Raw genomic sequence first — 18,618 nt, 5'->3', positions numbered from 1 at the left:
CGCCGTGCCGACCTTCGACTATCGGGCCGAAGACGCCCAGGGCCGACGCTGCAAGGGCCGCGTGGAAGCCGACAGCCCGCGCCATGCTCGCCAGTTGTTGCGTGAGCGCGGCTTGCTGCCCAGTGCACTGGCTGAAGCCAAGGCACCGCGAACCTTGGGCGGGCGGCATGCCGGAGCTCGTTTGAGCCCGGCAGATCTGGCATTGCTGACGTTGCAGTTGTCCACTTTGATCCAGGCCGGTCTGCCCCTTGAAGAATCCCTCGGGGCGGTGGCGCAACAGAGCCAGAAACGCCGCGTCGCCCACCTGCTGGCGGCGGTGCGCAGCCGGGTGATGGAAGGCCACGCGTTGGCGACGGCACTGAGGGCGTTTCCCCAGGCGTTTCCCGAGCTGTTCTGCGCCACGGTCGCGGCGGGCGAGCAATCCGGGCACCTGGGCCAGGTGTTGGAGCAACTGGCGAGCTACACCCAGGCGCGGCAGGCGTCGCGCCAGCGCATTCAACTGGCATTGGTGTACCCGCTGATCCTGATGCTGGCCTGCGTCGCAATTGTTGGCTTCCTGCTGGGTTACGTGGTGCCGGATGTGGTGAAGATTTTCATCGACAGCGGCCAGCCGTTGCCCTGGCTGACCCAGGCGCTGATTGCCGTGAGCGATGGCTTGCGTCGCTATGGCCTGCTGCTGCTCGGTGCGCTGGCCGGGCTGCTCGGGTTGTGGCGTTGGAGCCTACGCCAACCGGCGTGGCGGCTGCGCTGGCACCGTGTGTTGCTCCGGCTGCCGCTGTTGAGCGAGGTGCTGCGGGCGATGGAGGCGGCCCGATTCGCCAGCACCCTGGCGATCCTGAGCAAAAGCGCTGTGCCTCTAGTGGATGCCTTGCACATCGCCGCGCAGGTGATCGGCAACCTGACGATCCGCGCCCGCATGGCCGACGTCGCCCGTTCGGTCCGCGAGGGCGGGACGCTCACTCGTGGCCTGGAGCAGGGCGGCGATATCCCGCCGCTGATGCTGCACATGATCGCCAGCGGTGAACGGGCCGGTGAGCTCGACAACATGCTCGCCCGGGCCGCCGAACAACAGGAGGCCAGCCTCGCGGCGCGTATCGCGCTGGTGGTGAGCCTGTTCGAACCGGCCATGTTGGTGCTGATGGGCGGCGTTGTGCTGCTGATCGTCATGGCCATCCTCCTACCCATCCTGAGCCTCAACCAATTGGTGAATTGACCGATGAAATTCCAAAACAAGCGACCTGCACGTCATCAACGTGGCTTTACCCTGATCGAAATCATGGTGGTGGTGGTCATCATTGGCGTGCTGGGCGCCATCGTGGTGCCGCAGTTCATGAGCCGACCCGATCAAGCCAAGGCCACGGCCGCCCGGACCGATATCCAGGCGATTGCCACGGCCTTGGAAATGTACCGCCTCGACAATCTCCAGTACCCCTCGACCCAACAAGGCCTGGAGGCGCTGAGCAAACGCCCGTCCGGCACGCCAGTGGCAAGGAGCTGGAACCCCCAGGGCTACCTGAAAAGCCTGCCGATCGATCCCTGGGGGACGCCCTACCAGTACCTCAATCCCGGGCATAAATCCCTCGATGGCGGCTATGACCTCTACTCCCTGGGCGCCGATGGCGTACTGGGCGGTGAAGCAATGGCGGCCGACATCGGCAATTGGGCCGAGTGAACATGGGTCGTCATTGCCAGGGCTTCACCTTGCTGGAACTGATGGTCGTCATCGTCTTGATCGGGATCCTGGCGGGCATGGTCAGCTTCGCCACGGGTTCGAGCCCGATGCGTGAGGCCCGGCAGCAAGCCCAAGACTTCGTCCGTGTGGTCCAGCAGTTGCGCGAGCGGGCGGTATTGGACGGGCAGGAATACGGTGTGCGCGTGCAGCCTAGTAGTTATCAGGCATTGCGACTCGAAGTCCAGAGCTGGAAGGCGGTGTCGGCGTCGCATCGATTGCCTGAAGGGCTGACGCTCGGGCTCGAGCAGGAGGGGCATGTTCTGATGCTTGACGATGCTCAAGGTCCACCGCAGTTGCTGATGCTCAGCAGTGACGAGATCAGCCCGTTCAGGCTGCTCATCAAAGTCGCCGGGCAGACGATTTCCCGGGTGTCGAGCGATGGTCTGGCGGAGCCACTGATCGATGACTAAGGCTCGCAGGCAGGCCGCCGGTTGCCAGGGCTTCACGCTGTTGGAAGTCGTGATCGCCCTGGCGATTTTCGCGACGCTGGCGGCGGCCGTGCTCTCGGCCAGCCAGTTCGTGCTCAAGCAAAGCGTGGGACTCGAGGACCGTCTATTTGGCGCCTGGCTGGCGGACAATCAGTTGAGCGAACTGCGCCTGCAAGCCGCTGCGCCATCGGAGCAACAGCGCCTGAACCGCCACCTGGATCGCCGCGACTGGGTCTTGCAACAACGTATCGCCCCGGCCGGTGATGCGCGCCTGCTGCAGGTCGAGATCCAGGTCAGCCGTGCCGGCAGCGCGACCGTCGTGCACCGTAGCACCGGGTGGATCCGCAACCGTCATGAATAGACAGTCGGGCTTCACCTTATTGGAGCTGGTCATCGCCATTGCCATCTTTGCCTTGCTCGGCCTGGCCAGTTGGCGGCTGTTCGACAGCGTCGTGCGCACCCAGCAGGGGACCGGTCAGCATGAGCGTGACATCCGGGCCTTGCAGCGTGCGGTCGGCGTGATCGAGCGGGATGTGTGGCAGGTGGTTGCCGGCTCGGTCGTACTCGCGCCGGGGCGTTTGCAACTGCAGCGCAGCCATTGGCGAAATCCACTGGACCAGCCACGCAGCGAACGGCAGACGGTGCGCTATCGGCTCGAGGGCGTAGCGTTGTGGCGCGACAGTGTTGGCGAAGGCGAAGACAGGCCCCTCGTGCAGCAACAGAAACTGCTCGACGACGTGCACGGCCTGAGCTGGCGTGTGTTCGACCGACAGCGGGGTTGGCACAGCGAAACCGCGGGCGACACGTCGCCGCTGGCGTTGGAATTGATCGTGTCGGTGGGGCGTTTCGAACAGGTCCGTCGGGTGCTGCTGTTGCCGGAGACGTTGCCATGATCCGACAACGCGGCGTGGCGCTGATCAGCGTGCTGCTGGTGTTGAGCCTGGCCTTGCTGCTGGTCGGTGGCCTGTTGCGCAGTCATCGCCTGTTGTTGCACAGCAGTGCGCAGCAGCTGCAGCAGGTCCAGTTACGGCAATTGGGGCTGGCGGGTGAAGCCTGGGCGCTGGCGGTATTGGAAGGCAGCGCAATTACGCCGTCCGGGCCCGTTGACCTGGGCCAGGATTGGGCTCGGCTTGAGCCTGCCTTCGAAATGGAAGACGCCAAGCTTCACATCGATATCGAGGATTTGTCCGGGCGCTTGAATCTCAACGCGCTGCTGGCCCTGGGGCAAATCGATCAGGTCACCCTCGGCCGTTGGAGCCGATTGCTCGTCTTGTTGGATTTACCGGCGCTGTCCTTGCCCCAGGTCGGGCCGGTGCAGGAGTTGAGTCAACTGCGCCTGCTGCCGGGCATCGACGGCCAGACACTGCGGCGCCTGGAACCGTGGGTCGTGTTGCTGCCCAAAGACGCGCGGCTGAACATCAATACCGCTGCGCAGCTCGTGCTGATGACCTTGGATGGCATGGAAGCCGGACCGGCCAACGCGTTGGTCAACCAGCGGCGCCACGCGCCCTACGCCAGCGTGCAGGCGTTTACCAACGACCCGGTGTTGTCCGGGCTGGGCCTCAACAGCCACGGTCTGGGGGTGGGCAGTCGCTGGTTCCGGATCACCGTGAGTGTGACCCACACCGGCAGCCGTCTGCACCTGGCCTCGGATGTTGAGCGCGATTCCGTTAGCGGGCGCTGGACTGTTCGTCAGCGTCGTTTCCTACCCTTGAGCACCAGCGAGCTTCCCTGATGAAAACCTGGCTTTACCTGACGGCCGAAGGCCTGGGCGCGGCTTGCGCCAATTGGCCGTGCTGCGTGTGGTCGCCAACCGGCGAGCGTCGTCGCCTGACTTTGCATGAGGCGGCCGGCGAGTTGAACGGACGGCTCGTCGATGTGCTGTTGCCGATGGAAATGTGCAGTTGGTTGCGCAGCGCTCCATGGCCCTCTCGACGCCAGCCCAAACCCCAGGCCCTGGCATTCGCCATCGAAGAGCAACTGAGTGAAAACCTGGAGGCGCTGCACATCAGCATCGGCCCGCGCGACCGTCAGCACCGCTATCCCATGATGGTGACGGAGCGGGCCCGGTTCCAGGCGCTCCTGGTGTTGCTGGAGGCACAAGGCATTGAAGTGCGTGCGGTGCATGTTGATGCCGATCTGCTTGCCGATGACCAGGCGTTTGGCGTGCGCTGGTTCGGGCGTTGGCTCTTGGGCGCAGGGCTGTCGGCGCGGATGTCGTTGTCGGCCCGAGGCTTGGCAACGCTCAAACCAGGCCTGCCTGAAGACATCCACTGGCTGGATGAGGAACGTGATCGCCAGGGGGTCGATGAGAGGCTGTTGAGCGCTGGCGGACACCCCATCGACTTGTTGCAGGGCGCGTTTCGTCGGCGCCGCCAACCGCTGCCATGGCGCGGCGCTTCGGCGGCTGTGCTGGGCGCTTTGTTGCTCACCTGGGCTTTCAGTGACGCCCGCCTACGTTTTATTGAAAGTGAAACCCGGCTTCTGTATGCCCAAAGCGAGCAGCGATTCAGGTCGTTGTATCCCGGGCAGGAGCGGATCGTCGACCTGGCGGCGCAATTCCAGGCATTGCAGAGCCGTCATGGACACAGTCAGGACACCCAGGTCGCGCGGCTGGTCCGCTTGACCGAGCAGGTCATTGGCGCCAGCAACGTTGAGGTGCAGCGCATCGATTTTCGTGAAAGCGAGGGTTGGAAGATCCAACTGACGGCCAACAGCTTCGTCGAACTTGAACAACTGCGCGAACGCGGGCAGCAGAACGGATTGCCCGTCACCCTGGGCAGCGCGAGCAAACAGAACAATCGCGTGCAGGCCATTCTCACACTGGAGAACAGTTGATGAACGTCAAGGGATGGCTGGCTTTGAAACAGGCCTGGGGGGAAACATCGCGCCGTGAACAAGGGTTGTTGTTGGGGCTGGTCGGGCTGGTGCTGGTGGCGCTGGCCTACACGTCGATCTGGCAACCGACTCGGCAACGACTGGAGCTTGCCGAACGCCAGCACCGTCAACAGGCCGAGCTGATGGCCCGGATCCAGCGCGCCGAACCCACCCGGGATGCGACTGCCGCCACGGGGCCCCTGTCAGTGCGAGTCAACGAGGGGGCGACCGCGGCGGGACTGGAAATAGCGGAAATGGAGGTCGACGGCGATTCGTTGCGGCTTGCCGTCAGTGGCGAGGCCAATTCGTTGCTTCGTTGGTTGGATCAACAAGAGCGCGATGGGGCGGTGCTGCAGTCGCTGACCCTGGAAGCTGAGAATGGTTTGCTGGGTGCGCGGGTGGTTTTGCGTCAATGATCGACCGAGCACACAACAATTTTGGCCAGGCGCATGAGCTCTTGTGGCGAGGGAGCTTGCTCCCGCTCGGCTGCGCCCTGTAGGAGCTGCCGAAGGCTGCGATTTTTTGATCTTTTGATCTTTCGCTTGAGACTCAAGTGTCTGGGAAAGATCGCAACCTCGTTGCACTCGACAGCTCCTACACAGCTCCTACACAGCTCCTACACCACCCAGCGGGAGCAAGCTCCCTCGCCACAAAGTGTCCACGCTGTTCCTGGTTTGGGTCGTGAAATCTTGAGGGCCTAAACCTGCACATTCCCCGGCAACAATGGCAATTTCGCCAGCTTCACCGCCACGCACAATGCGACCACCAGCAAACCGCCGATGAACAAGCCGACACCGTTCCACCCGCCCAGGTGCCAGGCCACGCCGCCCGCCGTACCCGCCACGCTGGATCCGGCGTAATAGCTGAACAGATAAAGTGACGAAGCCTGGCCCTTGGCCTTGAGGGCGCGGCGGCCGATCCAGCTGCTGGCGACCGAGTGGGCGCCAAAGAAACCGAAAGTGAACACCAGCATACCCAGCACTACCAGCCACAGCGGGGTTGTCATGGTCAGCGCAAGACCGGCCAGCATCAGTGCGATGGTCGCCCAGAGCATTTTGCGCCGGCCGAGTTTGTCCGCCAATGCGCCGATTTTTGCCGAGCTGTAGATACCGGACAGGTACACCACCGACAACAACCCGACAAAGGCCTGATCCAGATGATAAGGCTCGGCCAACAGGCGGTAGCCGATGTAGTTGAACAGCGTCACGAATGCACCCATCAGCACGAAAGCTTCGAGAAACAGCAGCGGCAAGCCGGCGTCGCGAAAGTGCAGGGTGAAGCCGTCCAGCAGACTGCGTGGGTGTAGCGAACGGGGACGGAAGTTGCGTGACTCGGGCAGGATTCTCCAGAACACCGCCGCCGCGATCAGCGCCAAGCCACCAATGACCAGCATCGCGGTGTGCCAACTGACAAAGTCGATCAAGACGCCGGTGATCAGGCGTCCGCACATGCCGCCGATGGCGTTGCCGGCGATATACAGACCCATCGCCAGGCCGATGTGCCTGGGATGGATTTCTTCGCTCAAGTACGTCATCGCGACCGCTGCCAACCCGCTCAACGACAGCCCCACCAAGGCACGCAGCAGCAATACACCCTGCCAGGTCGGCATCATGGCGCTGGCAATCGTACACGCCGAGGCGGCGAACAGCGCCGCGACCATCACCGGCTTGCGCCCGATACGGTCGGAAAGCGGGCCGGTGATCAACAGGCCGATGGCGAGCAGGCCGGTCGCCACCGAGAGGATCAGGCTGCTCTGCGCCGCGTTGATGGAAAACTCCTTGGATAACAGCGGCATCATCGGTTGCACGCAATACAGCAGGGCAAAGGTCGCAAAGCCACCACTGAACAGCGCCAGCACCGTGCGCATGAACATTGGCGTGCCTTTCTCGATGTAGATCTCCTTGAGTTCGGCGACGACGTCACCTTGCACTCGCGGTGGGATTTCATGGGCCAGTGGAGCGACAGCAGTTTTCACGGTGGACCTCGCAAGGGCACGATCAGGCAGGCAATGGAAAAAGCATATAGCCGGCTAATGTTTCTATCCAATATATTGTTCGACCTGTTTAAGACGTTTAACGACCTATTGGGTGGCCCATGGAACTGCGTCATTTGCGTTACTTCATCGCCGTTGCCGAAGAACTGCATTTCGGCCGCGCCGCGCTGGCCCTGGGGATCTCCCAACCGCCCTTGAGCCAGCAGATCCAGGCACTGGAGCAGGAGATTGGTGCGCGGCTGTTCGAGCGCACCAATCGTCGGGTCGAATTGAGCGAGGCCGGAAGGTTGTTCCTTGAAGAAGCGCGACGGATATTGGTCCAGGTCGACAAGGCCGCCGACGTCGCCCGCCGCGCCCAACTGGGGGAATTGGGCGAGCTGAAAATCGGCTTCACCTCCTCGGCACCTTTCAACTCCACCATTCCCCAGGCGATTTTTTCATTCCGGCAACGCTTCCCGTCCGTGCACCTGAACCTGCGGGAAATGAGCAGTACCCAAGTGGCCGACGCGTTGGTGGACGAAGAGATCGAGGTGGGCATCATGCGACCGTTGCCGTTGCCCGACTCCTTGACGGAAATCGAACTCAGCCGCGAACCGCTGGTAGCCGTGCTCAGCGCCAAGCATCCCCTGGCCCAGGGCAATGAAGACGGTCTGTTCCTTTCGGCCTTGGCCCTGGAACCCTTCGTGTTCTTCCCCCGCAGCTACGGCAGCGGCCTCTATGCCCAACTCCTGAACCTGGCCCGCGACGCCGACTTCAGCCCGCATTTCGCCCAGGAAGCCGGCGAGGCCATGACCATCATCGGCTTGGTCGCGGCGGGGCTGGGTGTCTCGGTATTGCCGGCGTCTTACCAGCGGATGCGTATCGATGGGGTGGTCTATCGACCGCTGCTCGATCCGGCGGCGGTGTCGGCGGTGTGGCTGGTCCAGCGCAAGGATCAGCGTTCGCCGATGGCGAAGGCGTTTGTGGCGTTGTTGACCGATGGTGATCAATGCGTTGCCTGAGCTTCCCAGGACCACCGAAGAAGGAGGGCAACATGAAAAGCGACCAGCCGACTCGATTAAGAAGGGCGCCCAAAGGGGTAAGGTCAGTCAGTTAAGCAGCAAACCTGTGGGAGCAAAGCTTGCTCGCGAGGCGGCGGCACATCCAGCGCTGATGCAAGCTGCTCCACCGCTATCGCGAGCAAGCTTTGCTCCCACAGGACTTATGCCGTTTGCGCCTAACTGATAGGCATTAGCCCAAAGGAGGCGTCCTTCTTCGTTCATACCCCACCATCAGATCTTATGATGGCCTATTGCCCGACATTTTTTATCGTCAGAAATGCCAGGATTGCATCGCGGGTAGCCTGAGTTTGTTCCTCAAGCACCCAATGGCCGGTATTGATCAATATCAATGAATGCGGTTGCGTTGCGATGTGCAGAGCCTGTTCGGCCAGGTTTTTTCCTCTCGAATGGTCCCCGCCGATGGTGAGCAGCGGAATAGTCAGTTTATTCTTGGCAAACTCCAGGTTGTCATTCGCGTCATTTTCTACCCAGGCTGCATAAAGCTTGAATGCCGCTTCCATGCGATCGGGTCGAGAGTAGTCTTCTATCAATGCCTGTCGCACCATATCTGGCACTTTGTCGTTGCCCTCGAATACAAAGTCATCAAAAAACATATCCAGGTAGGTTTTTTCATGCCCTTTGATCATGCCAATGGCCGTTTTGCCAAAGAAGCGAAAATGCCATTTGCTGGTAGTGCCCACAGCAGGGTTTCCGTTATAAGCGGTTTCCCACCCGGGGATGCCTGGAATGAATCCATCCATCAATACGATGTGTTTGGTTTCATCCGGATAAAGTGCCGCGTAGGCGTAGGCAATGATCAAGCCGATGTCATGGCCAATGATATCGACCTGCTTGATGTTCAAGAGGGTGACCAGTTCGTGCAGATCATGGGCCATGCTTTTTTTGTCGTAGCCACCGACTGCAATATCCGTTTCGCCAGCGCCGCGGTAATCAGGAACGATGGGTGTATAGCCGGCACGCACCAATGCGCCCATCAACGGCTCCCAACTACGCCAACTGCCCGGAAACCCATGCACCAGCAAAATTGGGCGCTCACCATCACCGCCCATAAGGTAGTGAAGGCGAATACCGTTCACGCATGCATAGGCATGTGTAAATGTCGCGCCGTCGACAACGACGCTGTCTTGTTCCGTAGAAGGTGATGTGGCGGGGTGTTTGCGAGATATGGCTGTGCGGCCCGACCAGGCTATTGTGCTCATCAATTTTTTATCCATGTTTGGACCAGCTTGATTTTCTTGAGATGCGAGTTGCAGCTCATAAGGTCGAACAGTTTTATCGAGCGTTGACCTGGATAACGGCTAGAAGCCTGAAGCGATTGCGAAGCCCATCGAAACTGTCAGAGTTGACAGTTCCGACAAGCGGCAAAGAGCGTTGCTTCGATTGGTATCAGCAGGGCAGGGGCGGGACGAAAAGTTGTGTCAAATACCCTTCGACTGTAGGAAAACGCGCATTTCTAGTTACGACGCTTCCGATTCGTTGCATAGGCCACTCCGCAGGGGTTGCGACTCACCGGCGCTACAACGTCTTATTCATCATTGCGAAGCCGCCGGCTCAGCGCTCCTTCCCAGTGCAAGGGATGCAGCCTGAAGCCCATGAATGAGATCCCTGGAAATGCACTCATCTTTAGATGCCCCCTACACCAACGAAATCTCCCATGAAGCTCTTCGTCATCTGGATGACTTTTACTTGGAGCCCCGGCAACTGGAGGGTTACGGCGAAGACGTCGCGGCATTCATGAGTCGACAAAAAGCCTTCGTCGAAGCTCATCCGCCCATCGCTATTTATCGAGTGGCCACCGAGGGCAGCCAGACGCGTAACGGCGGGACGATCCAGCAAGTGTCATCGTCGTTGACGTTCACCTTGGATAACGGCTGGAAAGTACGCGCCGCGCAGAAAGGCGATGAGGTGGTGTATGCCGATGGCAGCACGGCACGGATCATCACTGGCGCTGGGAAAAACAATAGCAACATTGCATTGGTGGGCAGTCGCCTGAGCAATGGCGATGAGATCATTAATACGCTTCAGAGGCGTTTCATGATTATCGTGCGGGAGGGGGTGCCGATGGCGGAGGATTTTTTGCCTGCTCTCAGGCTGGCGGAGGTTCATTATCTCCACTAGGTAAACCTGTAATTTATCAATTGAGGTGGGGAAAATAATCAGAGAAAGGCATGAATTAAGAACCGAGCTTTTGAAGGGCGCCGTAAGGCGCCTTCTTCATTTGTCAGGTCGTAACTGTCTGCTCAAAACGCCTTGGGTAAAGCAATTCATATCTGGCCAATTTATGGAGCAGTTACGGTAATTCAGATCTTCCTTTTCTTATAAATTAGCAATACTTTTTCTGTTTCTCGTTCCGGTTGTAAATAACACAACTGCAGAGAGTAAGGCCAATGCCGCCCAGCCATAGGCATAAGTTCCAAGGCTGTCTCTCGAAAGACCAATGATTGGTGGTACCAATACGACGGAGATCTGATTGGCCGTCATGGCCATCCCCAGTGCGAAGCCCTTGCGGTCAACTGGAGCGGTCTCGGCAACATATGCCACCCATGGACCATACCACCCGTATGCAAAAAATCCTGTTAGGGACATGAGCGAACTCAAGATGATCAGATTCTGGGTTCTCAAAAATGGTAGCAGAATTAGAATCAAACTGACCGCTCCCAGACAAGTTAATACAGGGTAGTATCTCCCAGCCTTGCAGCGGTCACTCCAAGTAGCAAGTACAATTCTTCCCACGATACCTGCTCCTAGTACCACGAAGAACATGATTGTCGCAACAAAGCTGTCGAGGCCGAGTGAAGTGTGAAGATACAATACTAAAAAGACTGAAATGGCGTACTGAGATGCGGTAAGGCTTGCGCCCGACAACATGATGTTCCTCATGGAGGGATCCGTCGCCATCAGTAATCGTGATGAAATTGCCGATCGTAAGTTAATTTGTTTTTTTGAAGGGGAAGCTTGTCCTTCTGGGGACGTGTATAGCAGCATGAATAGAATTGCCCCAAACATTGCAACTACACCGCCCGCGAAGAAGGCCGCCTGAGTCGAGTAATGGAAGGCTATGAACGGAAGCAGTAGTGCCGCCATTGCGCCGCCAAGTGGTAATCCAGCTTGTCGAATGCCCATGGCGAAACCCAACTGACTACCTGCAAACCAATTAGATACTGATTTGCTTCCTCCTGGCTGGGCAGTGCTGTATCCAAGGCCCAGTAGTGTCAGAAATATCAATAGTTCAATGTATGAGTCGGCCAATGCTGCTCCGAACAGTGCGGCCCCAACAATCATTGTTCCAATACCTACAACAAACCGCTCACTGTATCTATCCAATAGCTCGCCGGCGACTAAAAGGCCTATAAGCGGGATCAGCTGTGCTGCTGAAACTAATATCCCTATCTGCCAGTTGCTAAGGGCCATTTCAGCTTGAATATTTAGCGCAATGGAGCCAAACCCTTGCACAAAGAAGCAGGCACAGGCTTGGGCAAAAGTGGCTACTGCCAGGATGACCCATCGATACTGTGTAGTTCGTGTTTTCATGTCTCGGACTTCCTATGTATCATTGCCCCAGCAAAATAGGCTATAGTTGTGGTGCATTAAATTGAATGTGCGCGATCCAATTAGTATAGGGGGCGCGCACCTTCAAAAGTACAAATGCTTGGTTGGCTGTTTCAATTATAAAATGGCGCCGGTGCTAGCGGGTTCTATCGTTCCGAACCCATTTCTTGTAAACGTTGGTAGGTATTTGTCTGCGCCTCGCTTGCTTGTGAATAGAACAGTCTTAAATGGCATATCTGTGGCGATAATTCCTTTCGTTAGAGAAAGTACTTGCGTGGCAAGTTTTTTGGCGGGGTCAGTCCAGTTGTGAGCATTTGGGAAAATTATTTGTAAGTCTTCGATTAAGTGTGGGAAATGAGTGCAGCCTAGAACAACTGTATCAATTGATAGTCGCTGCTCTTCTGTAAGATAACTATCGACCTGTTCGGCGAAGCTAGCTAGACTCATGTCTTCCCCTTTTAATCTAGCACTCTGAGAGTGCTACCAGCGCCTGTGTTGCTATCGGCCATATTTTTGCGCGAAGTTTAGTTTTTTCTATGTTTTTAATAACGTGTTTGCTTTTCATTGTGCTAGGGGTTGCAAGCACAACAATATTTTTGTTCTCTGATGTATCAATCGCATCGACTATGGGGGGGTAGATTAAGAAATAGTTGTGCCTAAGCTTGTCAAACCCATGCTCTAGCAAGGCCATTGAGGCGGTATTACACGCCACAACAATGGCTAATGGGGTCACTTGTACACAGAGTAGATCAAGCAATTTGTGAACCCGTTGGGCAATTGCAAAACCAGGTTTATTCCCATAAGGAAACCATTCGTTATCTGCCACATATAGTAGGTTCGCGTTTGGGATCAGATTTTCTAACTGTCGTGTTACTGTTAAACCGCCTACACCTGAATCGAATACCACAATTGGATTGTTGGAACTTAACAGTTGCGTACCATCAAATATATCTTCACTGCTTAGCCAAAATATGGGGGAGGTGTCGAATGGTGGCATGCCAGCGTCCATGGAGTCCTCTTTATGCATTGATGGCGCGAGTATTTATGGAGCTTCGCATCTCGCGAGACTTCTTCAGGCTAGAAGCGAAAACTACTCTCGCGAGCCAGCGAGCGCCATCGCCGTAATTTGCTTGGAAGGAGTCTCTGGCGTGCACGCAGCGGTAGTTATCAACGAAGAAACAATCCGTTGCTTTGAGTGTGACCGCAATACGATTCTCTGCAAAATGGTTCAGCAGTTTTTCTAAAGCTTGACGTTCGATACCCTCATATTCATTTAAATCTAAGGCAGCAGCATTGACCCTAACGTATGGTGCGTTTTTATGACCGAATAGTATCGCTTGGGAGGTTTCTTCTACTATGTCAGAGGTGTCATGGATGGGGTTGTGAGAGATTTTGAATCTTGGTTCGAATAGTATCTGCTTTTCTTCGGCGTTGAGTACTATTTCGTCGATGCATGAAATAACGGTCGCAACACGTTCGTCGTTACGCATGCAAACGAGTCCTAAGTACTCAGCGCGCGCAGGATGGAAAGCGTCCTCTACATGAAACCCGAAATCTAGAATGGAACCGCTGCTCGAATTGGAGGTTGTTCTATATTCTTTAAGTGGGATAATATTATTGTAAAGGCTGCCGTCGCGCTGTGAGGTAAAACCTATCCCCTCACCGAGTAATGAACCATATATTCCATGTAAAATTTTTGCATCATTCAAGCTGTAGTCTTCATCTAGCTCAATGTACCTGGAGGGGGTTGACCCTGCGCCGTTAGTCAGTACTGGATTGCCGGAGACCAAAATTGCCGCAGCGTCTTCATTCCGCTTGAAGTTATAAAACTCTTCGCGAATCCTTCGTGGCAGTTCCTGAGCATACAAGGTAGCTTTCTCCATAAAGCTATATTGATTAGTCATGGTAGGGTTTTGAATGATCTCATCAAGCAAGCCACGAATCTGGTGTTTTTCTTGGGTGAGGAGCTCTAGGTTTATTATTTTTGTGGTCATGAAGATACACCTTTATATAAAATAAATTACATGTCTGTATTAGGTGGTCGCAACATCTGATTTGTTGATTTTTAGCTATTTTGGTAAGTGTCGAACATTATTTCCATGTGGTGTGGTTGGTCGTAGCGTCTTCTCTGGGTTAGTTAATGTAGTGATTTCGGAGGGAGGCAGTCAACTTTGTTCTGCGTAGGATGTTTCCGGCATTATCGTAAGAGAAAATATAACTTCGCAGTCGTGTGAAGAGTTGATGGTTTTTATCGCAGATTAAAAGTGCTCCATATGGAGAAAACGAGCCCTTAACCCAGCGCCGAAATACCTTATGTCACAAGACGTGTTTAGGCTCAGAAAAAATGTTTGTAGTTTGAGAGGGATGCGGACGCAGCCTACATATTTAGCAAGTCAGGAAAGGTTTTGGATTTTCGTTAAGCTGTATGCCATGTTTGTTTCTTGGCGCCAAATGTTTCGTCGTCCGACACGTGAGCGCTGGCGATTCAGATTTTTGAAGGGGGCCAACAACTTCACTGATTCTTACGCTCAGTTACATGAACAATGGCCGAGGCGTCTATAGGAGCCCTTCTCTTTTTTGAGTTCAAGCTTGCATCTGCAAGCGTCGGCCGACGACATGCAGCAAATCGCAGCCCTCACGCAAAGAGATCACCAGCACGCGAGCCAATTCACTGTAGGCACCCTCTTCGAACGCTAGGTTTTCAAGGAGTTGAGTGGCGGCGCGTATGCGATCAATCGCGGTTTCATGCAAGACATCCAGGGGCGCTTCGGTGTCGATCATAACGAGGCGATGGTGCAGTCGATGCCGGTGACAGGCCTGTATCTTTCCATGGCAAAACCTCCGTGGGTTCAAGAGAGTTAAGTTGAGTGTTTAACGAAGCGTCCTGCAAGCCTACGGGTGGCTCCAGGTTCTCCAAAGCACGATTGACCAGCAACTCGCCCAGCTCTGTCAGTTGTTGCAGGGCCATTGCCATGCTGCGGTGTGCGCCTTGCAGCTCGCCAGCAAGGCCGCGTTCAGCGAGGCGAGGGTTTCGCTGGCGTGGCAGAGCAGGGATTGGGTGTCGACGTTGGGAAGGATTGTGAATACGGGACTGACGGGTCCAGGCTGCTCCTGACTGTGTCGATTGCTGGGTATGAGGTATTCGGTAGCAGCGTCTTCGAAGGGCAGGGTGTCCGAGGTAACCTTTTTCATTTGCAGCTCCTTGCAAGATTTTAAGAAGTCGCCAATCCCATACGTCACACAAGGTGGGTGAAAGCCATACGTTGAGAACGACGGTACGGTCTATTTATTACCAGAAAATTCTATTTTATTAATCAAAATATTGAACATCTGTGTAAATAAATGATTCTTGCGGGGTGGCTGTTTTGAAATTGTTGATATTTCAGTAGGAAAGTTTTTGGTATGACTGTAGGAATTTTCTTTTTTTGTTCTTGTAAGTAATCGTTGCGAGGGTTATGCCATGTTTCTAGCTCTGTTTGTTTTTTTGGAAAGTCAAGCTGTGTAGTATGTCGGTTCCCTTGTGGTTGCTCCCTGGGACTTGGTTGGGGATGTGGTTTATTGCGATTTCAGCGTGGTGATGTATATGTACAAAAGAGACAAGACAGAAAACTTAAAGAATAATATTAGATACCTCATGAGAAGTCGTGGTGAGACGCGGATTTCTTTGTGTAATGCTAGTGGTTTGACCCGGACCACTATATATAACATTTTAGAGGGGCGTGTTGTTAATGTGCAGCAATCTACCATTCGTAAAATTTCCGACTTCTTTGGTGTATCTTACAAAGAAATCGAAACCATTGATTTGGAAGGGAGGGAGGTAATAGAAAGTACTGTTTCTTTATATGGAAATATGAACCCGGCGGCGGTTCCTGTGATTAAACAAAATCAGTTGGTGCAGTATATGAACAAAAGAATTGGCGAGTTGGTCACCATTTGCCCTTTGACCTATTACTTTGGTACTGCTAGCAATTTGATTGGTGTGCGACTTGAAACAGATATCGACGGGATGTACGACTTAGGCGATCTACTGATAGTAAAGAAGGGAGAGCTGAATGGCGAAGGGGAGACTTTGGTTTATAACAAGGAGGCAAAAAGGCTCTTTGTGGTTAGGGAGAACTACCGTGAAAGTGATGCTGACTTGATTGTTGGGAGCATAATCGAGGAACGGTTTAATGGTCTATAACAAAGAAGTCGAAAATGGCAAATATAAGTTGCTGGGCTTCGAAAAAAGTAAAAATCTTGCTGTCATAATGGTCGTTTCGACTGGCAGAGTTGTGAAGGTAAAACTGGCTGATTTGTTGAAAAGTGAAATTGTAGATGATTTAAGTAAGGTGGAAGTGAAGGAGGTTTATAGAAAATTTTACTCTGGAGAGAATACGTTGACGGTGTATGACGTTAATGATCGTCACGAGCGTTCATGGATGACATATGTTGTTCTGAACCTAGTGCTGTTTGCGTTATATGTTTTTACCAATGTTGCGGCGGCAAAGCTGGTGTATATAGAGGCTTTGGATGTAGTAGTAACTCCTGGAGTGTTTCTCTATCCGTTGACATTTCTCGTGGTCGATATATTAAATGAGTCTTATGGGCTCAGGCTCGCCAGGAAAGCTATATACTTTGCTTTCGCTAGCAACGCCTTCATTCTAGTATTGCTGGGTTTTACTAACTGGCTTCCGGGTTTGACAGATTGGCACCTTGAGGCCCCCTATGAGCAAGTTATAGATCATGTACTGTCGGCGCTGGTTGCTTCATCTGTATCATTTTTGTTTTCTGAATATATCAATTCATATTTGTTGAGTAAGATAAAGGAGTTGACCAGCTCAAGATATCTATTTTTGCGAGTGTTGCTTAGCACTTGCTTTGCGGTCATTATAGACAGCTTTCTTTTTTGCTTCATCGCATTTTATGGAGCGTTGGCGAATGACGAAATACTGAAGATAGTCTATGTGCAAATAGCTATAAAAATGTGTTTTGCTATTTTTAATATTTTCCCCGCTTATGCAGCAAGATCGCTATTCAAGAAATACGTTGTCGGCGCTCAACCTGCCTGAGCAGAGCGGCTATCGGTAGATGGCCGCTGGCCTTTTTAGGTTTATAACGCTAGCTTGTTTTTAAATTTGTCTGTGGTTTTTTCGCGATTTCCCAAGAACTCATTCAACCCTTTTGCGCGAAGACTGCATGCATCACAGTCCCCACATCCATTCCCCACTATTCCGTTATAACAAGTCAGGGTGCAGTTCATGATCAATTCCAGTTGATTATGGTAATCCGCTAGCGCCCACGTCTCGGCTTTATTCAGCCACATCAGCGGCGTCTCAATGCGTAGTTTGTAATCCATGCCAGACTCAATGGCGGTGTTCATGGCTTTGATGAAACTATCCCGACAGTCTGGATACCCCGAAAAATCCGTTTCGCACACGCCGGTGATGACCGCTTCAGCCCCCACCTGATAAGCGTAAATAGACGCCAACGTCAAAAACAAAATATTGCGACCCGGCACGAATGTATTGGGTAGGCCATTTTTGGCGCTGTTCGCCGACGGGACAGGAATCTTATCGCGGGTCAAGCTACTGACAGCCAGCTCGTTCAATAAGGTTGTGTCCAGTACCTTATGGGCTGCAACGCCAAAGCGCCGGGCGAGGTCTTTCGCCACTTCGATTTCTGCTCGATGACGTTGCCCATAATCAAAAGTGATGCAGTGGATTTCGTCGTACTTCGGTAATGCATGGATCAGGCAGGTGGTGGAGTCCTGGCCGCCGCTGAAAACGATCACGGCTTTCTTGGTCATTTCCTTCATCCTTGGAATTCCCGGCTATTGGTTGGGATGTGACCGTAGCGCGAAGTTCAAGGGGGTTGGTGTGGGAAGTTTCGGAAATGTGGTGCTCCATTTTCCGAGTTTTGCTTTTTGGCGTTCCGGGAGGCGTTTGCGGTATTTGATTTCTTGCGGTTGTTTGGGGCTGCTGCGCAGCCCAGCGGGAGCAAGCTCCCTCGCCACGAGGGCGGTGTCAGGGCTAGACCCTGTGGGAGCTGAGCTTGCTCGCGATGATGGCTGTACAGCCAACATCACCGGTACTGACCCGCCGCTTTCGCGAGCAGGCTCGCTCCCACAGTGGATCTGGGGTGTCGGCAATGTTTGGGTGTGCCAATGAACCCTGTGGGAGCTGAGCTTGCTCGCGATGATGGCTGTACAGCCAACATCACCGGTACTGACCTGCCGCTTTCGCGAGCAGGCTCGCTCCCACAGTGGATCTGGGGTGTCGGCAATGTTTGGGTGTGCCAATGAACCCTGTGGGAGCTGAGCTTGCTCGCGATGATGGCTGTACAGCCAACATCACCGGTGCTGACCCACCGCTTTCGCGAGCAAGCTCACTCCCACAGCGGATCTGGGGTGTCGGCAATATTTGGGTGAGCCAACGGACCCTGTGGGAGCTGAGTTTGCTCGCGATAATGGCTGTACAGCCAACATCGCCGGTACTGACCCACCGCTTTCGCGAGCAGGCTCGCTCCGACGTTGCAAAAGCGCTTTTTTTATTGCACCTTCGCCAAATCCCCTTTCAACGCAACACCCGCCATGATCGCGCCGGCGTGGCATTCGTAGGTGGTGGAGTCCTTGCGTTCGTTGCGCTTGTAGAAGCTGACGATGTTGGTGACGGCATTGGCGCCGGCGTTCTTGGCCGCTTGGTGCAGGCTGATCAGGGCCGATTGCAGGACCCATTCGCAGGCGACTTCATCGGATTTGTTGAAGGCGTTGGTTTTCTTGTTGGTCACCGCGCCAGGGCTGATCACGGTGACGTTGCCGGCCGGTTTGTTGCCGGCCAGGTAGAATTTCACGCTGCCGTCGATCTTGCCGGTGCGGATGGCTTCGGCCACGACTTTGTCGAAGGGCAGGAACAGCGCGGTATCACGGGCCTGGCTGAGGCTTGGCAGGGTGCTGAGCAACAGGGCGGCGGTCACGGTGATTTTCTTCAACGACATCAT

The 18,618-nt window shown here is 54.7% G+C and carries 19 protein-coding genes and 2 pseudogenes; 12 read left to right on the top strand and 9 right to left on the bottom strand.

Features of this window, described 5'->3' with window-relative positions; all coding sequences use genetic code 11:
- Window positions 1-4 precede the first annotated feature (4 nt).
- Genes gspF through gspM form a run of 8 tightly spaced genes read left to right on the top strand, consistent with a single transcriptional unit; the run spans window position 5 to window position 5,453 of the window.
- Window positions 5-1,213, top strand: coding sequence for a type II secretion system inner membrane protein GspF (gene gspF, locus AACY31_RS01430; protein WP_339481006.1), 1,209 nt, complete (start codon window positions 5-7; stop codon window positions 1,211-1,213).
- Window positions 1,214-1,216: 3 nt separating this feature from the next.
- On the top strand, window positions 1,217-1,672 hold the full coding sequence (gspG, locus tag AACY31_RS01425) for a type II secretion system major pseudopilin GspG (protein WP_339481005.1): 456 nt from the start codon (window positions 1,217-1,219) through the stop codon (window positions 1,670-1,672).
- 2 nt (window positions 1,673-1,674) lie between these two features.
- The gene (gene gspH / locus AACY31_RS01420) at window positions 1,675-2,142 is read left to right on the top strand and encodes a type II secretion system minor pseudopilin GspH (RefSeq protein WP_339503713.1); all 468 of its coding nucleotides are present in this window, start codon (window positions 1,675-1,677) and stop codon (window positions 2,140-2,142) included.
- Window positions 2,135-2,521, top strand: a complete 387-nt coding sequence (gene gspI / locus AACY31_RS01415) for a type II secretion system minor pseudopilin GspI (protein ID WP_339481003.1) — start codon at window positions 2,135-2,137, stop codon at window positions 2,519-2,521. The genes gspH and gspI overlap by 8 nt, the downstream gene beginning before the upstream one ends.
- Window positions 2,514-3,053 carry a type II secretion system protein GspJ gene (locus tag AACY31_RS01410; RefSeq protein ID WP_339503711.1) on the top strand — a complete coding sequence of 180 codons (540 nt, stop codon included), beginning with the start codon at window positions 2,514-2,516 and terminating at the stop codon, window positions 3,051-3,053. Before gspI ends, AACY31_RS01410 begins: the two co-directional genes overlap by 8 nt.
- A complete protein-coding gene (locus AACY31_RS01405) occupies window positions 3,050-3,895 on the top strand; it encodes a type II secretion system protein GspK (RefSeq protein WP_339481001.1) in 846 nt (281 codons plus the stop codon). Before AACY31_RS01410 ends, AACY31_RS01405 begins: the two co-directional genes overlap by 4 nt.
- Entirely contained in the window at window positions 3,895-4,998 is a 1,104-nt protein-coding gene (gene gspL, locus AACY31_RS01400) for a type II secretion system protein GspL (RefSeq protein ID WP_339481000.1), read from the top strand. The genes AACY31_RS01405 and gspL overlap by 1 nt, the downstream gene beginning before the upstream one ends.
- A complete protein-coding gene (gspM, locus tag AACY31_RS01395) occupies window positions 4,998-5,453 on the top strand; it encodes a type II secretion system protein GspM (RefSeq protein ID WP_339480999.1) in 456 nt (151 codons plus the stop codon). Before gspL ends, gspM begins: the two co-directional genes overlap by 1 nt.
- A gap of 281 nt (window positions 5,454-5,734) precedes the next feature.
- Here gspM and AACY31_RS01390 read toward each other — a convergent pair whose 3' ends face one another.
- Window positions 5,735-7,012 (bottom strand): MFS transporter, encoded by a 1,278-nt coding sequence (locus AACY31_RS01390; RefSeq protein WP_445261510.1) that lies wholly within the window; start codon window positions 7,010-7,012, stop codon window positions 5,735-5,737.
- A 119-nt stretch (window positions 7,013-7,131) separates the two neighbouring features.
- Between AACY31_RS01390 and AACY31_RS01385 the strand changes: the two genes are divergently transcribed.
- The gene (locus tag AACY31_RS01385; RefSeq protein ID WP_339480998.1) at window positions 7,132-8,031 is read left to right on the top strand and encodes a LysR family transcriptional regulator; all 900 of its coding nucleotides are present in this window, start codon (window positions 7,132-7,134) and stop codon (window positions 8,029-8,031) included.
- A 287-nt stretch (window positions 8,032-8,318) separates the two neighbouring features.
- On the opposite strand, the gene AACY31_RS01380 is transcribed toward AACY31_RS01385, so the two are convergent.
- Window positions 8,319-9,305, bottom strand: coding sequence for an alpha/beta fold hydrolase (locus tag AACY31_RS01380; RefSeq protein ID WP_235862359.1), 987 nt, complete (start codon window positions 9,303-9,305; stop codon window positions 8,319-8,321).
- Between the two features lie 382 nt (window positions 9,306-9,687).
- On the opposite strand from AACY31_RS01380, the gene AACY31_RS01375 reads away from it, so the two are divergent.
- Window positions 9,688-10,209, top strand: coding sequence for a hypothetical protein (locus AACY31_RS01375; RefSeq protein WP_339480994.1), 522 nt, complete (start codon window positions 9,688-9,690; stop codon window positions 10,207-10,209).
- 198 nt (window positions 10,210-10,407) lie between these two features.
- Here AACY31_RS01375 and AACY31_RS01370 read toward each other — a convergent pair whose 3' ends face one another.
- The 5 genes and pseudogenes from AACY31_RS01370 to AACY31_RS01350 form a co-directional block, all read right to left on the bottom strand.
- Entirely contained in the window at window positions 10,408-11,622 is a 1,215-nt protein-coding gene (locus AACY31_RS01370; RefSeq protein ID WP_339483658.1) for an MFS transporter, read from the bottom strand.
- Window positions 11,623-12,103: 481 nt separating this feature from the next.
- Window positions 12,104-12,649, bottom strand: a complete 546-nt coding sequence (locus AACY31_RS01365) for a glutamate racemase (protein WP_339503708.1) — start codon at window positions 12,647-12,649, stop codon at window positions 12,104-12,106.
- Between the two features lie 10 nt (window positions 12,650-12,659).
- The gene (locus tag AACY31_RS01360; protein ID WP_339483655.1) at window positions 12,660-13,634 is read right to left on the bottom strand and encodes a TauD/TfdA family dioxygenase; all 975 of its coding nucleotides are present in this window, start codon (window positions 13,632-13,634) and stop codon (window positions 12,660-12,662) included.
- 589 nt (window positions 13,635-14,223) lie between these two features.
- A pseudogene (locus tag AACY31_RS01355) lies at window positions 14,224-14,471 on the bottom strand (hypothetical protein).
- A 137-nt stretch (window positions 14,472-14,608) separates the two neighbouring features.
- Window positions 14,609-14,832: pseudogene (locus AACY31_RS01350) on the bottom strand (DUF6124 family protein); the annotation flags it as partial.
- 391 nt (window positions 14,833-15,223) lie between these two features.
- Between AACY31_RS01350 and AACY31_RS01345 the strand changes: the two are divergent.
- Both AACY31_RS01345 and AACY31_RS01340 read left to right on the top strand, forming a co-directional pair.
- Window positions 15,224-15,823, top strand: a complete 600-nt coding sequence (locus AACY31_RS01345) for a helix-turn-helix transcriptional regulator (protein WP_339503706.1) — start codon at window positions 15,224-15,226, stop codon at window positions 15,821-15,823.
- Window positions 15,813-16,691, top strand: coding sequence for a queuosine precursor transporter (locus AACY31_RS01340; RefSeq protein ID WP_339483652.1), 879 nt, complete (start codon window positions 15,813-15,815; stop codon window positions 16,689-16,691). Before AACY31_RS01345 ends, AACY31_RS01340 begins: the two co-directional genes overlap by 11 nt.
- Before the next feature lie 41 nt (window positions 16,692-16,732).
- Here the strand turns inward: AACY31_RS01340 and queC are convergent, their stop codons facing one another.
- Window positions 16,733-17,428: a 7-cyano-7-deazaguanine synthase QueC gene (gene queC / locus AACY31_RS01335; RefSeq protein ID WP_339483650.1), complete on the bottom strand. Its 696-nt coding sequence runs from the start codon at window positions 17,426-17,428 to the stop codon at window positions 16,733-16,735.
- 740 nt (window positions 17,429-18,168) lie between these two features.
- Complete coding sequence (locus AACY31_RS01330) at window positions 18,169-18,615, bottom strand: excinuclease (protein ID WP_339483102.1); 447 nt, start codon at window positions 18,613-18,615, stop codon at window positions 18,169-18,171.
- Between the last annotated feature and the right edge of the window lie 3 nt (window positions 18,616-18,618).

This window comes from Pseudomonas sp. RL_105y_Pfl2_101 (assembly GCF_963970585.1).
GTDB lineage: Bacteria > Pseudomonadota > Gammaproteobacteria > Pseudomonadales > Pseudomonadaceae > Aquipseudomonas.
The sequence above is the reverse complement of the archived record's forward strand: the minus strand, read 5'-3'. Positions and strand labels throughout refer to the sequence as shown.

Excerpts from the sequence above, each read along its gene's own strand:
- AACY31_RS01360 (WP_339483655.1), bottom strand. The coding sequence starts at position 13,634 with ATGACCACAAAAATAATAAACCTAGAGCTCCTCACCCAAGAAAAACAC.
- AACY31_RS01410 (WP_339503711.1), top strand. The coding sequence starts at position 2,514 with ATGAATAGACAGTCGGGCTTCACCTTATTGGAGCTGGTCATCGCCATT.
- AACY31_RS01340 (WP_339483652.1), top strand. The coding sequence starts at position 15,813 with ATGGTCTATAACAAAGAAGTCGAAAATGGCAAATATAAGTTGCTGGGC.
- AACY31_RS01345 (WP_339503706.1), top strand. The coding sequence starts at position 15,224 with ATGTACAAAAGAGACAAGACAGAAAACTTAAAGAATAATATTAGATAC.
- AACY31_RS01370 (WP_339483658.1), bottom strand. The coding sequence starts at position 11,622 with ATGAAAACACGAACTACACAGTATCGATGGGTCATCCTGGCAGTAGCC.
- AACY31_RS01405 (WP_339481001.1), top strand. The coding sequence starts at position 3,050 with ATGATCCGACAACGCGGCGTGGCGCTGATCAGCGTGCTGCTGGTGTTG.
- queC (WP_339483650.1), bottom strand. The coding sequence starts at position 17,428 with ATGACCAAGAAAGCCGTGATCGTTTTCAGCGGCGGCCAGGACTCCACC.
- AACY31_RS01365 (WP_339503708.1), bottom strand. The coding sequence starts at position 12,649 with ATGGACGCTGGCATGCCACCATTCGACACCTCCCCCATATTTTGGCTA.
- AACY31_RS01380 (WP_235862359.1), bottom strand. The coding sequence starts at position 9,305 with ATGGATAAAAAATTGATGAGCACAATAGCCTGGTCGGGCCGCACAGCC.
- gspH (WP_339503713.1), top strand. The coding sequence starts at position 1,675 with ATGGGTCGTCATTGCCAGGGCTTCACCTTGCTGGAACTGATGGTCGTC.
- AACY31_RS01375 (WP_339480994.1), top strand. The coding sequence starts at position 9,688 with ATGAGATCCCTGGAAATGCACTCATCTTTAGATGCCCCCTACACCAAC.
- AACY31_RS01385 (WP_339480998.1), top strand. The coding sequence starts at position 7,132 with ATGGAACTGCGTCATTTGCGTTACTTCATCGCCGTTGCCGAAGAACTG.
- AACY31_RS01330 (WP_339483102.1), bottom strand. The coding sequence starts at position 18,615 with ATGTCGTTGAAGAAAATCACCGTGACCGCCGCCCTGTTGCTCAGCACC.
- gspI (WP_339481003.1), top strand. The coding sequence starts at position 2,135 with ATGACTAAGGCTCGCAGGCAGGCCGCCGGTTGCCAGGGCTTCACGCTG.
- gspG (WP_339481005.1), top strand. The coding sequence starts at position 1,217 with ATGAAATTCCAAAACAAGCGACCTGCACGTCATCAACGTGGCTTTACC.
- gspL (WP_339481000.1), top strand. The coding sequence starts at position 3,895 with ATGAAAACCTGGCTTTACCTGACGGCCGAAGGCCTGGGCGCGGCTTGC.
- gspM (WP_339480999.1), top strand. The coding sequence starts at position 4,998 with ATGAACGTCAAGGGATGGCTGGCTTTGAAACAGGCCTGGGGGGAAACA.